Raw genomic sequence first — 14684 nt, forward strand, 5'->3', positions numbered from 1 at the left:
ATGCAAAGATCGGAGGCAACAACAGGACATCTGATCGCATTGAATGCGGTAACCAAGATTTACGGCAAAGGCCCGACGGCCATGCGGGCCCTGGACCGGGTCACGCTGAGCGTCGGGGCCGGTGAATTTGTGGCCATGATGGGTCCCAGCGGGTCCGGAAAGTCAACCTGCCTGAACATTCTGGGCTGCCTGGATACGCCCACCCAGGGCACCTATGTCTTCGATGACGTGGCCGTGGGCGGTCTGAGCCGGGACCAGCGCGCCATGCTGCGGCGCTTTTATATGGGATTTATTTTTCAGGGGTTCAATTTACTCAGCCGTACCTCGGCCCTTGAAAATGTCGAATTGCCGCTGGTTTATCGCCGGATGCCGGCCAGGCAGCGCCGCACCCTGGCCATGGATGCGCTGTGTGCGGTGGGACTGGATGATCGGGCCACCCATACGCCGGGGGAGCTGTCCGGCGGACAACAGCAACGGGTGGCCATTGCCAGGGCCATTGTGGGGCGGCCGCGGGTGCTGCTTGCCGACGAGCCCACCGGTAACCTGGATTCCCAGCGCAGCCGGGAGATCATGCAAATGCTCGTGGATTTCAACCGCCGAGAGGGGATTACCATCGTGATGGTGACCCATGAACCGGAAATGGCGGCCTATGCCGATCGTCAGATTCATTTCGTGGATGGCCGGCTGACCGGCGATGTGGAGAAAGGCATGGCCGCCTGATGCTCCTGGATACGATTTTGCTGGCCCAGCGCACCATCCGGCGCAATGTGCTGCGCTCATTCTTGACCATCCTGGGCATCGTGATCGGCGTGGCCGCGGTGATTTTAATGGTCACCCTGGGCAGCGGGGCCACGGCCAAGGTAACCGATGATATTTCCAAGCTGGGCACCAACATCCTGCATGTGCGTCCCGGCCAGGGCATGCGGGGGCCGGGCGGGGCAAGGTCGCGTGCGGACGAATTCACCCTTGCCGATGTCAAGGCCATCGAAAATACCGTTGCCGGTCTGATCGCCGTTGCCCCCATGGCGCAAACGTCCAGTCAGGCCATTCATGGCAGCGCCAACTGGTCTACATCGGTGACCGGCGCCACCAACGCGTTTCTTTCTGTCCAGGGATGGACCCTGACCGACGGCCGGCAGTTCAGCGAGGCGGAGCTGAGCGCCGGCAAAGGGGTTTGCCTCTTGGGGCGCACCGTGCAAACCGAGCTTTTCGGAACGGCGTCGCCCATTGGCCAGGCCATCCGCCTGGGGGCCATTTCCCTTAAAGTCATCGGCGTGCTCAAGGAGAAGGGCCAGTCCAATTTCGGTGATGATCAGGATGATCTGGTGATTGTTCCGTTGCGTACCCTGCAGCGGCGGATGACCGGTACAACGGATGTCGAGACGATTCTCGTGGCGGTGGCCGACGGGGTGTCCACCCAAACCGTCAAGTCCACCATCGAGGGGCTGATGCGTGAGCGGCGCGGGATCAAACCCGACCAGGAAGATGATTTCCACGTGCGCGATATGAAAGAACTGATTGATACACTGACCGGTACAACGACTGTGCTTACCGCCCTGTTGGGCGCCGTGGCCGGGGTCAGCCTTCTGGTGGGGGGGATCGGCATTATGAACATTATGCTGGTTTCGGTGACTGAGCGGACCCGTGAAATCGGTACCCGTCTGGCCATCGGTGCCCTGGCGCAGGAAGTGTTGATGCAATTTTTGGTGGAAGCGGTGGTGCTGGCGGCTTTTGGTGGTCTGATCGGTATTACCTTGGGATTGTCCGCCGCCTGGATGGGCAGCCGGTTGATCGGCGTGCCTTTTGTTTTCAAACCGGGAATTGTGCTGGCGGCGTTTGCTTTTTCGGGGGCTGTGGGGGTTGCCTTTGGTTATTTCCCCGCCAGAAAAGCGGCCCACCTGGATCCCATTGAAGCATTACGGTATGAGTAAAAAAGGAGATATTCCAATGACGTCGGATATGCTTAAAAAAAGGTCTACGATTTTTCTTTGTGAAGCCAACCTAAGTGCGATCCCTTCGCTGGCCGATTATCTGTCAGCCAAGGAGTTTGATGTCCATTGCCTTGAGGAAAGCAGCAAGGCGATCGATGAAATCATCACGCGTGCACCGGATGTGGTGCTGCTTGATGCGGATCTGCCGGTGGCCGGTGGCTATGATGTATGCAGCATGGTCCGCCCGTATTACAATGGTCATATCCTTTTTACCGGTAAAGACGGCGACGACGCGTCCCAATTGCTGGCCTTTGAGCGGGGCGCCGATGATTATGTTCAGACGCCGGTATCGCCGGGCCTGTTGACTGCCCGCATCATTGCCCATTTGAGGCGCAGTCACAGTTCGGCTGGAAATGGAAACGGCCGGCAGATCCGGATCGGGGATCTGGTGGTGGATGCCTCACTGAGAACGGTATCGCTGGGCGGCCGGTCAATCGATTTGACCACCATGCAGTTTGAATTGCTCTGGTATCTGGCCAAGCGCTCGGGACGGGTGGTTTCCCGGGATGAGCTTTATGAAGCGCTGTATAATGAAAAATACAATGGATTTGATCGCAGCGTGGATGTGTATATCTCCCGAATACGTCAACAACTAAGCGATAGTGTTGATAATCCGAGTTTTGTGAAAACGATCAGAGGAGTCGGGTACCTGTTTGTGGGCCGCGATGGGAGGCAATGCTAAGAAATTATTTTTGGCTGTACCCTAAGTACTAAATATCCTTTTTCAGGTTGATGAAACGGCTACGGTCAAACCCTAAAGTTTTGAAAAAGGAAAGCAGGTCAGTGGAGTCCCAGCGCACCGAGGTATAGACCCGCGTGATGCCCATACGCTTGTAAATTGAAAAGATCTGTCTGGCCAGGTGGTCACCGATTCCCTGCCCCATGAATTCAGGGTCAACGCCTAACGACGCGATCCAGGCACTTTTTTCGATACCAAAGCCAAATGTTAAAATATAGCTGATCATAAATCCGATGATTTTGCCGTTTAACTCCGCGACATAGCAGATATCGTTTTGGTTTTGCGCATGCTGTTCGATCAGGGCTTTAAAATCCACTTCCACGGGTTTGCGGACGATGGAGGCATAGATAACGGCGATATCGTCCGCATCTTTTGCCTCAAGTTCTCTGACTCGAATGTCTTCCACGGAAAGGTCCTTTTACTGATGATAATGGGTTGGTTAATCGACTCGAATGATCTTCACGTGACGGCCCACCCAGTCTGGTGGTAAATACACACGACCGCTGTTTCCGCTGGATTTGACCAATTTTTCGATCATCTCTTCCCCATATATCTCAAATTTGACTTTCGTAGGGGGATAACCCGGCGGCAGTTCTTCCGTCTGGTTTTTTCGATCGTCTGTCATAATGAATGTCCGTCCATTTCAAATATCTGTCTTAAAGTTAATTAGAGGAACGTTTTTTCCACTTTTTAACAACAGTCAGGGAAGGGGTCAAGCGAGTTTAGCTAAAATGTTGCTATTTTTTAGCTACATCGTTGATGCCTTGTTTTTCCATTTGAAAATGTCTATTGAATACTTGACCTAATTTTTAAACCGATTGACTATACTCAATTTAAGGTGATTGTCTGGCCTCATCACAAAGGACCACAGCGTATGTGTGAATCGACCAACCTTGAACGCAAGATTGCATTATTCAGTCGGGCCGCGGTGATGAAAGGCCTCTCTCCTGACGCGCAAAAAGAGATTGCCAACGCCGCGGTTATCAAACGATACACAAAAAACCAAGTGGTTTTTAGGTCTGATACGCCCTACGATAATTTTGCCCTGGTGGAGTATGGGCTGATCCGCGTATCCAGGTACTCTGCCTTAGGCAAACGGCTGACCTACCTTCTGGCGGGACCGGGCGAGCCGATCAATCTGGTCAGCCCGTTTACGAAGGCTTCCCGTGCGAACATGGCCGAAGCCGCGCGGGATACGACAATCGTCAGCGTTCAAAATAAAATATTTATCGAATTTGCCTTTGCCCACCCGCAGTTGATCATCAATATCATCGATACCCTCGGGCAGGCGGTTGACAGTTCGAACAGCCGTATTCTGGATATGCTGGAAAAAAAGGTCATCGAGCGGCTCAAACGGACGCTGCATACCCTTTCAAAAAAATTCGGACCGGTTTTGAACTTTACAGCGGTGGAAATTGCGGAATTGGCCGGCACGACAACCGAGACGGCCCTGAGGGTTCTGGGCAATCTGCGGCAAGTGGGCACCATTGAAAAACGCCGGGGGCAGATTCATATCATCAACCCCGAAGCGTTGATTGATCCTGAAACAGATGAGTTGTGGATTTAAGGGCGCAGGCAAGCAATAGATGCCACCATCTTGCTTGTCCCTGCGTCCGTATAGGGCGTTCCGTCCACTGGCACATGTCCTTATATGCACCGGCAAATAAACCTTGTCGACGAACACAAATCCGGCGCCATCAGGAGCAATGATTGCTTGCCTGCGCCCTAAAAAAAGCCGGCCATCTGGCCTCTCAGGGACCACGAAAACCGGCTCTTAAGCATTCACAAACACACAAGAAAATTATCGTTTTTATCGTTATTGGGTCCAGATATAGACGGGGACTAGCTGCTCCAGCTGGACAAATCGGGTAAATCTTTTTTTTCCTTGGGATCGACCGGCACGACAATGACCGGTACCTTTGACTTTTTCAGCACCGTTTTGGTGGCGTAACCAATGGATTTTTTCAGCAGTCGGGTCTCCGGTGCACCCATGATGATCACATCGCATTCATGGACTTTTGCGTTGACAAGGATGGATTCAACAACATCACCGTCATCGATCACGACCTCTCTTGCCTGGTAGCCACAGGCGTCATCATCAATGCCGGCTTCGGCACAGAAATGTTCCAGGGCTTTTTGAATGAGCACGTTGGATGACCGTTTGCCGATTAATTTCTGGCGAATTTCATTTTCGTGCGAATGCATCATTTCTTTCCACTGCTCCTCACCCAAGAGCCCCTCTAACCGACCTTCAACGTAATCTGGAATTTTTTCGAGTACATGCAGAAGTATAATTTTAGCTTTAAACTGCATGGCCAGCATCACGGCGACATCGAACGCGGGCACACAGTTTTTGGATAAGTTGGTGGTAAACAGAATGTTCTTAATCCCTTTAAACATAATTTTGCCTCACTTTTAAATTATAAGGGCAACGCCTTGTGGTTGATGGGGGATAGTCGGCATGGTGCACGCCATGGCATCCGGAAAACAGCTGCTGGTAAAAACGAACACCCTCGAAATATACCCACGATGATAAAAACGACAACTTCTCAAAATCACTGGGCCCTACCATCAACCGCCCATGATTTGGTTAATACTGATCCATTGACGAGAATAATGTGTATCGTCTATATAACACACTGCAAACACTGTCAATACAAAAAAAGTGTTTTGATGCCGAGCGGTACCACCATGCCCTTGCTCACAAAAAAAAGAGGGGTGTATGGCACAGGGAGGAAATTGAATTTTTATATGATGCGGATCATATACACACGCTGATGGCGTCCTTTATGATCGATACCAACAAGCTGCAGTATGGATGACGCGTGGGTTGGTATCACCGGCGGTGCAGATACGATTTGGAATGGTTTTTCTCAACATTGATGAACTCGTAAAAAGTCGCTGTTCGGACGGATTCGTAAAAATTAACACCAGAAGGAGGCCGATATTAAATGGAAATGGAATTAATAACAAAAGAAATCAATAACATAAAGGCATCTGTGAACAGCCTTCGGCAGATCGGCAAGGATGTTCCGGCCCTTGACCGGAATTTGCAGCGTATTTCAGCCAACATTAAAATGCTGGAGCTCAACTTCCTCGATCCAGAAAAGTACTGTCAATCGAAATAGATTCCTTCCCTATTATCGACATTAAATGATTTCAAGCAAAGAGGCTGACAATGGACAACACTCCTTTTTGGAACCCTGTTTTGGAAACCATGCCCCTTGAAAACTTAAAAAATCTTCAATTGCAGAAATTTAAACGAATTTTTAAATGGGCCTTTGATCATTCACGGTTTCATCGACGGCTTTACGATCAGGCCGGCATCACACCGGAGGATATCCGCAGCATGGATGATGTTCGGCGGGTGCCGACGGTGGAAAAAGAAATGATGCGTGATGTCCAACGCAAAGATCCGTTCCCCTATGGTGATGCGTTGTGTGTGCCCCTTCGTGATGTGACCGCCTTCAGGCAAACCAGTGGCACCACCGGCCAGGCGATCTATCAAGCGGACAGCTGGCAGGATTGGGAGTGGTGGGCCGAATGCTGGTCGGTGATTCTTTGGGCCCAGGGCTATCGGCCTACGGATCGGGTATTTCTTCCGTTTGGTTATAATGTGTTCGTGGCATTCTGGGCGGCCCATTATGCCGCAGAAAAATTGGGCTGCGAAGTCATTCCCGGCGGGGTCCTCGATACCAAAGCCAGAATTCTCAAAATTCAGGAGTTGAAAGCCACTGCCATCATGGGGACGCCGACCTATATTTTAGGGATGGCCGACACAGCGCAAAATAAAATGGGCATCGATCCCAAAGAACTGGGAATTCAAAGAATTACTTGTGCTGGGGAACCGGGCGCCAGTATTCCGGGAACAAAAAGAAGAATGGAAAATGCCTGGGGGGCCAAGGTTTTTGATCATGCCGGGGCAACGGAGATCGGTGCGTGGTCGTACGAGTGCAGGGCGCAGTCCGGTGGCATCCACGCCAACGAGGCCATGTTTCTGGTTGAGATTGAAGATGTGGAAACTGGGGAAATCATCGAGACGCCCGGCAGGCCCGGCAAAATGATCATTACCGCCCTGGACCGCATGGCCCAACCCTGTATCCGCTTTGATTCAAAAGATATTATCGAGTGGGCCCCGGATCCCTGCCCGTGCGGTTCGACATTCAGGCTGATTCGCGGCGGCGTACAAGGACGGGCCGATGACATCACCAAGGTCAAAGGGGTTCTGCTCAGTCCGGCGGCGATCGAGGAGGTGGTGCGCAGTATCGATGGCCTGGGTGATGAATACGAGGTCGTGGTCGATAAATTGGGCGATATTGATCGCATCAAACTCAAAGTTGAAACCGTACCGGGGTGTGAGGACCGGGTGAAAGCACTTGAGGCGCAGCTAAAGGATCAACTGCGCTTAAAAACCAATCTTGGATATCGAATCGAATTTTATGACTATGGCCGCCTGCCGCGTTATGAGGTCAAGGCCAGGCGCTTTAAGGATTTAAGAAAGGCCCATTAACCAGTTTTTTTAATCACCGATCGAAAAGGGACCTCAGGGTCCCTTTTCGTGGTTTGGGGGAATTTTTCTCCTTGCCTATTTTTCCAAACAAGTTCATTATGATGAACTTGTATGTTTGTTTGTCCATCATGCTGAAAAAGCTGACGGCAACCAGAACACCTTTTATTATTTAAAATAATCCTATTTAAAAGTATGGCAATGTGTTAACTGTATTGAAGGCGTGTTGACCAAGAACTATGGAATCAGATAGTTATTCACTATAGTAAACCAATTTGGTGCTTTTGATGGAACGATGCGATTATTAATATGGGAAAAACAACAGCAAATGGAAAATTGACCGGATACAAGGCGCCTGCGGTCCATCGTGCATTTGAGCTGTTGCGCACCGTCGCCCAATCCCGCAAAAGCCTTTCGCTGACCGAGCTGTCAATCCAGTTGGGATACAGTAAGAGCACGACCCACGGTCTGGTTCACGCCCTGCTGCGGGAAGGTGCCCTGGCCCAGGATCCGGACGGACACAAGCTGTATCTGGGACCGGCAGTGGTTGATCTGGCTTTCTCGAGCTGGAATTACCTGAAACTGGTGGAATCGGTTCAGGCACCGATTGATGAATTGCGTAACCAAATCAAGGAAACGGTTGTTTTAGGGGCGCTGATCTGTAACCGCATCATGATTCTGGCTGCGGCGGAATCGACAGATCCGCTAAAGATCTCTGCTTCACCCGGAACGGTTCTGCCTTTGTTTGCGGGAGCATCGGGGAAAGTCCTGCTTGCTGACCAGGATGTCGAAGCCGTGAGACAACTGATTCGTGACCATGGGCTGCCGACCCATACGCCCCGTTCCATCGTGGATGAAGAAATCTATCTGGCTGAGCTTGAAACGGTTCGTGAAAAAGGCTTTTCCGTGGATGATGGGGAGTATCTGACCGGTGTCAGAGCGGCTGCCGTGGCCCTGCATAACCTCAAAGGCCCTCCCATGGGGGTCTGGACGGTCGGCTTGTCCAGCAAAATGGCGGATGAAAAGATTGAGGGCGCTATTTCAGTCATGCGTGCCATGGCTGAAAAGCTGTGTGAGAAGCTCGACAAATCTTTTGCCTTTTAATGGCCCATTGCGGTGTCATGGGCGATGCGTCTGTTAAAAAAACGGGTGCTATGGGGCAGGGCATCATGTACCCAAGGGGCTGCTGCCCTGGCACAAGTTAATGAAAGCGCTGGTTGATTTCTTCGGAAATGCCTTTTAGTAGTGGAAACAGGTGCTGGATGGTGCCTTCCGCCAACTGCTGTTTGAGTCCGACCACCCAAATCGCGGCCTGAACGCTGCGGCCGCTGGTATTGATCGGAATGCCCAGCGCCATCATGCCTTCGATGTATTCTTCACGGTCAAATGCAATCCCTTCTTTGCGGACATTGTCAATTTCGTCCAGGTAGGCGCCCTTTTCGGTAATGCTGTTGGGGGTGTAGCGTTTAAACGTTACATCGGAGATCATTTTATTCAGGTCCTGATTCTCCAACTGGCTCAGCATGGCTTTGATGCCCGCTCCGGCCAGCACCGGCATTTGCATGCCGATCTCAGAAGAAATTTTGATTCCATGGGCCGAATCGACTTTGTCAATGATAACGGATTGCAGGTCCGCCCGGATACCCAAAAAAGCTGACAGGTTTGTTTCAGAATTGATTCTTTGCAAAAAAGGGTGGGCCACACGAATCAATTCGGAGCGATTTCCCGCCGCACTACCCAATACGTAAAAACGAGGCCCGAATCCAAATTTCCCGTCATCCATACCCTCGAGTACGTCCAGATCGATGAGCGTATAGACCATGTTGAAAACCGTGCTTTTATTAAGCTCCAATTGTCTGGAGATGTCACTGATACCGAGGGGCTTATCCTTTTTGGAAAGCAGGTCCAAAATGGCAAAACATTTTTGAACTGCTGGCACGGGTTTGTAAGCGGGTGGCATCCTATGCTCCTATCTGTTCTATATAGAGAAAATAGATTTTATATAGCTAACGGAAGGGTAAAGGTCAAGCAAAATTGAAAGCAGGTTGAGCGGCCATGTGACATTCATTCCTTCGATGGGCGGTCTAGACCTTCTATTTCTATATAAGGTTGGAACTATATAAGGTTGGAAGGAAAACTAAAAGAAAAGCGATGCTGCATTTCCGCCGGCGACTTTTTCTTTTTCCGCAGTCGTCAGAAAAGAAAGGTTCAACAAATATGACAGCTCCCTGGCCTGGTCGGTGAACGGGCTGTCACTGCCGAAAAGAATACGCTCGACCCCGTGTTTACGGAAGAACCGTTTGAGCAGGCCAACGGGCATGATCCTGAGTACAAATGATGTATCGATAAAAATATTTTCCCCAAGCAAAAGGTCTTCGGTTTCCTGGTAATTGTCTTCTCCGCCCATATGGGCCGCAATCATTTTTAAACGGGGAAAGTCCCGGTGAACCTTTATTAAGCCGGATGGCAAGGCATGTACAGGCGGGGGCAGGCCCCGGTCCAGACCGGCATGAAACAGAACCGGCATCCGGGTTGTCTGCGCCGCTTCGTAAAACGGATACATACGGCGGTCGTCTACAAAAAAGCCTTGATAGTCAGGGTGCAGCTTGACGCCTTTGAACCCTTGATTCTTGAGCGCGGCAAGATCACTGGTGGCTACCGGCTGGTCAGGATGAACAGTGGCCAGACTCTGGATGGAAGGGCGCATGCACCTTAAAAGCCATTCATTGACCGCCGTTACATTCTCTTTTTTTGTGGTAATGCGGCTGATCAGGGATATATCGGTCCCGGATTTTTTCATCCCCGCCAGTAATCCGTCAACCGTGCCGTCGCTATAATGGGGGATGCTTTTACGACTTGCCATGTCACCCAGAATTTCAGGCGCTTTGCGGCGGGGGAACACGTGGGTATGCATATCAATCAACATCTGCCTGTTATGGCCCTGAATTCAAATGCATTCAAATCGGCTTATGGACCACAGGGCTGGCTGTCCATCACTTGCCACCGGCACTGAGCATGTCAGCACCGGTGGATAGAACAGCCAGGTGATCTGCGGTTCAAAAACCTTAACTGGACAACAAATTAGGCAACCACATTATCATATCGGGCATGACAAGCACAATAACCAGTAAAATAAACATGGCTACCAGAAAGGGGAAGGTGCCTCTGAATATGTCGGCAATGGGAACATCCGGAACGATGCCTTTGGTTACATATACATTGACCCCCACCGGTGGCGTGACCACGGCGATCTGGCTGATCAACACGATGACAACGCCGAACCATATCGGATCGTAGTTCAATTGCAAAACCACAGGATAGATAATGGGAATGGTCAGCATGATCAGTGCCATGGCGTCCAGGAAACATCCGCCCAGGAAAAACATCAGACAAATCAGCGCAATGATTCCGACCGGCGGCAGCGGCAGCTCCGAGACCCACATGGAAAGGTTGGCCGGGATGGTGGTGACGGCCATGAATTTGCCGAAAACCGAGGCGCCGGCAATCAACATCATGATCATGCAGGCGGTTCGCAAGCCTTCCTTTGAGGCCTGGACGAACTTCTTCCAGGTCAGTTCGCGGTGAATCATTCCAAGAACCAAGGCACCGGCGGCGCCGACACCGGCCGCCTGGTTGGGACTGTACCAACCCAGAAACAATCCGCCGATGGAAAGGATGAACAGCAGGAAGATATCGCTGATGCGCCAAAGGGCTTTGAGTTTGTCTGTCAGCGAACTGGCCTGGCCACTGGGCGCGATGTCCTTGTTTCGAATGGCGACGATAAAAGCGGTAATGACAAAAAACAGGGCCAACACAATGCCGGGGACGATCCCGGCGGCAAACAAGGAACCAATGGATTGCTCGGTGAGGATTCCGTAGACAATGAAAATCGTGGATGGCGGAATCAGAATGCCGATGACACCGGCTGAAGCGATGCAGCCGGTCGATAAACGGCGGCTGTACCCAAAGCGGCGCATTTCCGGAAGGGCCACGCGTCCGATGGTGGCCACGGTTGCGGCCGTTGAACCGCAAATGGCGGCAAAACCACTGCAGGCCATGATGGTCGCCACGGCCAGTCCGGCGGGCATTTTTCCGGATATGGTATTGGCCGATTCATACAGGCGGCTGCTCATACCGGAGGCAAAGGCGAAAGACCCCATCAACACGAAAAGCACAATTACATTGAGCGGGTAATTGGTCAGTTGCGAAAAAATATCGCGAATGAGCAGCGAAATTGCCGCGTCCCAACTCACCAGGTAGCCGAAGCCGGCAAATCCCACAAAGGCCATGGCAAAAGAGACCGGCATGTTGAGCGCAAACAGCAACAGCAGTAAAAAAATACCCAATACACCTACAATCACGGGATCCATCAGGAAAAGGCCTCCTTTGTGGCATTAACGAAGTCGACCAGCATCATCATCGTCACTGGCAGTAGTCCCACAGAAAATGCATAGGCAAAGGGATACAGCGGTATTTGGGCGGTTGCCGTTACCTCACCGACATCCCGATACTCATTGCCCAGACCAATGCCTTCATAGACGAGAACCACGAAAATACAAAGACACAACAACGAAACCAGCATTTTAACAATCGCTTGAATTCGTTTGGGAAAGGAGGTGACAAACATTTCCACGCTGATATGTCCGCCCCTTCGCTGGGTTGCCGCCACAGCAAAAACAATTGTTGCCACCTGGGTCAGACTGACCACTTCAATGCATCCCGGCACCGGAAGCAGGAACAGTTTGGCGCCCACCACATCGACACAGGTGATGACCACCATTACAATGATGCCAAATACGCCGACCCACTCTCCCCAATCGCTCAAGCGATTTGCCCATTGGCTGATTGTGCGCATATACTAACTCCCTTAATAGAAAACGTCCGGGGAGAATCCCCGGACGCCGGTGAAAAATCATCTACTCGACATACGGAAAGGGAATGCCTTTGGTATTTTGCAGTTCGGAAAATTTATCTCTGGTCGTTTTGATGAACTCGATCCTGGCTTGCAGTTCTTCAGCGCTAACACCCTTTTTGGACGTTTCCTGGATGTAGCTGTCGATGACGGGTTTGACGGCATTGTTCCAGCGCTTGGCTTCGTCATCGGAAAGTTGAATGATCTGGCCGCCTTTGCTTTTGAAAAAGTCAGAACCGGCGATGTCGATCTGATTCCATCCCTGGGCGATTTTTTCTTCAAACTCGGTGTTGACTTCTTCGAAGACGGCTTTGATGTTGTCGGGCAGGCGGTTCCATTTTTTCTTATTCATCACTGCATAAAAGGTATAGACATTGCCGACCTGCCAGTTGGCCGTGCAGTATTTGAGCAGTTCACCGAGCCGGAATCCCTTATACGTTTCCAGGGGCAGCATGACACCGGAAATAACGTTGCGTTTGACCGCTTCGTAGGTTTCGCCGATGCCCATGGGCCGAGCCGTTGCGCCCAGTGCAGCCGCCGTATCGGCGATTCGTCCGGTGGCGCGCAGCGTTTGGCCTTTCAATTCTTCCAGAACGCGGACCGGTTTGGTGGTCGTGCCCACTAAATTGGGGCCGCACGCGGAGAAGTAGATTACCTTGACTTTGTCAAACTCTTTGGGTTGATACTTGCGGTAAAATTCCTGAACCACGTGGGATGAGACCCAGGCTGAGGGCATGCCCAGGGGCAGGTCGCACATCTCCATTTCCGGGAACCGGCCGCGGGTATAGGCCAGGTTGCTGAAACCGATATCGGCAATTCCTTGCACAACGCCGTCAAAGACTTTGTCGTTTTGAAGCAGTTGACCGCCGGCGAAGTGTTGAATTTTGACTTCTCCATTGGTCCGTTTTTCTATTTCCTTGCACCATTCGGCCGAAACCTTGGAGGCCATGTGCGTCGGCGGAAAGTAGTTGTTGTAGGTCAATTTGATTTTGGCAGAAGCAACCCCCGTTGAAAAGCCGATAATAAGGATGATGGACACGAAAATGGCAAGCTTAGTTCTCATTGACTCCTCCTCGTTAAATGACCACAGAATGCAGGTGATTATTCCGACGCCATAAACTGCATGGCAGGACCTCCATGGGTAGGGGACGCACCCCTAAATAAAACGGCTCAACTATACTTCGTGTTTCAAAATTTCATCATATAAAAGAACGATACGGTTGGCGCAGGGTATTATGCTGTCAGGGATAATTCTGAAGCATATACGGCGGTTTTTTGCCTGTCTATGACCTGAATCATATTCAGCCGACGGCTGTATCAACCGCTTTTATCGTATAAGCTGTCTTGTTCCCTGCGGCTCAGGCGTCTGACAATGGACGGCGGATCGAAGAAAAACACGTTCAGATTACAGAGGCACCGTCCGCCTGATGGCATCATTGCTGTCGCTTGCAAATACGATATTAACCGTCATTATAAGTTCCGTATTATGAAATGATATAATAATTTTTGGAACGAATGGTTCATTTCTATTCACCTAACGTTCGATTTGTCAAGCGTATAATCTATGTGGAATTTGATTTTTATCTAAAAAAACGAATAATTATCTGAAATTGCAAAAAAAATTAATTAAATTCAATGAATGCCAATTATTTATTGACAAAGAAAATGGTTATGAAATATATAAAAAAACTGAAACCAGGGTTCATAATATGAAACATCATGACGAGACCAAAAAAAATATTTATCGGGTTCAAGCCTTGGAACGGGCGTTGGACATTCTTGACGCGTTTTCATATCAACGGCGCAAGATGAACCTTGCTGATGTGGTGTCGCTATTGGGGTTGAAAAAAACAACGGCCAAACGCCTGCTCGCCAATCTCACCCATCGCGGTTACCTCAAATTGGACCCCGAAACCAAGCAATATGAACTTGGATTGCGCCTTTTCGAATTAGGCGGAGTGGTCCATGCCAGCTTTTCCGTTCGAAAGACAGCGACGGTTCACATGCGATGGCTCAGAGATAAGACCGGGCTCAGTGTACTGATGGGGCAATGTCAGAATGATCACCTGGTCTATGTTGAAAAATTCGACGGCACCAGCGAAATTAAAATCTCTTCTGCCGTGGGCGAACACCGGCCCCTACACTTTGGCATGTTAGGGCAGGTGTTGATGGCCTATATGCCCATTGAGGAAGCACAGCGCATTTTGACCAAAACCCCTTTGCAGGCATACACACCCAACAGCATTACCGATCCGGATGCCTTCTGGTTGCGGTTGGCTGAAATCCGCGAGAAGGGGTTCGTTATTGAAAGCGGCGAAGCCCACCAGGGAATTACGGGTTTTGCCGCACCCATTCACGACTCGTCGCGTAAGGTGGTCGCCGCATTGGGGGCGGCGTTGCCTTTGCCTGATTATGCCAGTGAGAGCCAAATCAATACCTACATGAGTCAGGTTCGCAAGGCAGCTGAAAACATCTCCTCGGAACTGGGCTACCTGAAGATTTAATTTGGTTGCTCTTCCAACTTAGCCACTACAC

The 14684-nt window shown here is 50.7% G+C and carries 16 protein-coding genes; 8 read left to right on the forward strand and 8 right to left on the reverse strand.

Translation table 11 applies throughout. The features are described 5' to 3' along the window. The 3 genes from Dvar_RS11170 to Dvar_RS11180 are packed head-to-tail and all read left to right on the forward strand — an operon-like array spanning nucleotide 1 to nucleotide 2673. Complete coding sequence (locus Dvar_RS11170) at nucleotides 1-720, forward strand: ABC transporter ATP-binding protein (RefSeq protein ID WP_419661776.1); 720 nt, start codon at nucleotides 1-3, stop codon at nucleotides 718-720. Beyond that, nucleotides 720-1931, forward strand: coding sequence for an ABC transporter permease (locus Dvar_RS11175; RefSeq protein WP_419661777.1), 1212 nt, complete (start codon nucleotides 720-722; stop codon nucleotides 1929-1931). The genes Dvar_RS11170 and Dvar_RS11175 overlap by 1 nt, the downstream gene beginning before the upstream one ends. Nucleotides 1932-1947: 16 nt before the next feature. After that, nucleotides 1948-2673: a winged helix-turn-helix domain-containing protein gene (locus Dvar_RS11180; RefSeq protein ID WP_419661778.1), complete on the forward strand. Its 726-nt coding sequence runs from the start codon at nucleotides 1948-1950 to the stop codon at nucleotides 2671-2673. A gap of 28 nt (nucleotides 2674-2701) precedes the next feature. Here Dvar_RS11180 and Dvar_RS11185 read toward each other — a convergent pair whose 3' ends face one another. Next, complete coding sequence (locus Dvar_RS11185; RefSeq protein ID WP_419661779.1) at nucleotides 2702-3136, reverse strand: N-acetyltransferase family protein; 435 nt, start codon at nucleotides 3134-3136, stop codon at nucleotides 2702-2704. A 33-nt stretch (nucleotides 3137-3169) separates the two neighbouring features. Then, on the reverse strand, nucleotides 3170-3355 hold the full coding sequence (locus Dvar_RS11190) for a DUF2080 family transposase-associated protein (RefSeq protein ID WP_419661780.1): 186 nt from the start codon (nucleotides 3353-3355) through the stop codon (nucleotides 3170-3172). A 249-nt stretch (nucleotides 3356-3604) separates the two neighbouring features. Between Dvar_RS11190 and Dvar_RS11195 the strand changes: the two genes are divergently transcribed. Further along, nucleotides 3605-4297 carry a Crp/Fnr family transcriptional regulator gene (locus Dvar_RS11195; protein WP_419661781.1) on the forward strand — a complete coding sequence of 231 codons (693 nt, stop codon included), beginning with the start codon at nucleotides 3605-3607 and terminating at the stop codon, nucleotides 4295-4297. A 275-nt stretch (nucleotides 4298-4572) separates the two neighbouring features. On the opposite strand, the gene Dvar_RS11200 is transcribed toward Dvar_RS11195, so the two are convergent. Further along, complete coding sequence (locus tag Dvar_RS11200; RefSeq protein ID WP_419661782.1) at nucleotides 4573-5130, reverse strand: universal stress protein; 558 nt, start codon at nucleotides 5128-5130, stop codon at nucleotides 4573-4575. A 551-nt stretch (nucleotides 5131-5681) separates the two neighbouring features. Here Dvar_RS11200 and Dvar_RS11205 point away from each other — a divergent pair. The 3 genes from Dvar_RS11205 to Dvar_RS11215 all read left to right on the forward strand — a co-directional run bounded on the left by Dvar_RS11205 (nucleotide 5682) and on the right by Dvar_RS11215 (nucleotide 8341). Further along, nucleotides 5682-5858, forward strand: a complete 177-nt coding sequence (locus Dvar_RS11205; protein ID WP_419661783.1) for a hypothetical protein — start codon at nucleotides 5682-5684, stop codon at nucleotides 5856-5858. Nucleotides 5859-5908: 50 nt separating this feature from the next. Beyond that, nucleotides 5909-7240, forward strand: a complete 1332-nt coding sequence (locus Dvar_RS11210; protein ID WP_419661784.1) for a phenylacetate--CoA ligase family protein — start codon at nucleotides 5909-5911, stop codon at nucleotides 7238-7240. A gap of 306 nt (nucleotides 7241-7546) precedes the next feature. After that, nucleotides 7547-8341, forward strand: coding sequence for an IclR family transcriptional regulator (locus tag Dvar_RS11215; RefSeq protein ID WP_419661785.1), 795 nt, complete (start codon nucleotides 7547-7549; stop codon nucleotides 8339-8341). A gap of 97 nt (nucleotides 8342-8438) precedes the next feature. Here Dvar_RS11215 and Dvar_RS11220 read toward each other — a convergent pair whose 3' ends face one another. The 5 genes from Dvar_RS11220 to Dvar_RS11240 form a co-directional block, all read right to left on the reverse strand. Next, a complete protein-coding gene (locus Dvar_RS11220) occupies nucleotides 8439-9197 on the reverse strand; it encodes an IclR family transcriptional regulator (protein ID WP_419661786.1) in 759 nt (252 codons plus the stop codon). 177 nt (nucleotides 9198-9374) lie between these two features. After that, nucleotides 9375-10163, reverse strand: a complete 789-nt coding sequence (locus tag Dvar_RS11225; protein WP_419661787.1) for an amidohydrolase family protein — start codon at nucleotides 10161-10163, stop codon at nucleotides 9375-9377. Between the two features lie 139 nt (nucleotides 10164-10302). After that, a complete protein-coding gene (locus Dvar_RS11230; RefSeq protein WP_419661788.1) occupies nucleotides 10303-11607 on the reverse strand; it encodes a TRAP transporter large permease in 1305 nt (434 codons plus the stop codon). Further along, complete coding sequence (locus tag Dvar_RS11235; RefSeq protein WP_419661789.1) at nucleotides 11607-12092, reverse strand: TRAP transporter small permease; 486 nt, start codon at nucleotides 12090-12092, stop codon at nucleotides 11607-11609. The genes Dvar_RS11230 and Dvar_RS11235 overlap by 1 nt, the downstream gene beginning before the upstream one ends. A gap of 61 nt (nucleotides 12093-12153) precedes the next feature. After that, nucleotides 12154-13212: a TRAP transporter substrate-binding protein gene (locus Dvar_RS11240; RefSeq protein ID WP_419661790.1), complete on the reverse strand. Its 1059-nt coding sequence runs from the start codon at nucleotides 13210-13212 to the stop codon at nucleotides 12154-12156. A 646-nt stretch (nucleotides 13213-13858) separates the two neighbouring features. Here Dvar_RS11240 and Dvar_RS11245 point away from each other — a divergent pair. Beyond that, the gene (locus Dvar_RS11245) at nucleotides 13859-14653 is read left to right on the forward strand and encodes an IclR family transcriptional regulator (protein ID WP_419661791.1); all 795 of its coding nucleotides are present in this window, start codon (nucleotides 13859-13861) and stop codon (nucleotides 14651-14653) included. The last annotated feature ends 31 nt before the right edge of the window (nucleotides 14654-14684 follow it).

Source organism: Desulfosarcina variabilis str. Montpellier (assembly GCF_048565275.1).
Taxonomy (GTDB): domain Bacteria; phylum Desulfobacterota; class Desulfobacteria; order Desulfobacterales; family Desulfosarcinaceae; genus Desulfosarcina; species Desulfosarcina variabilis.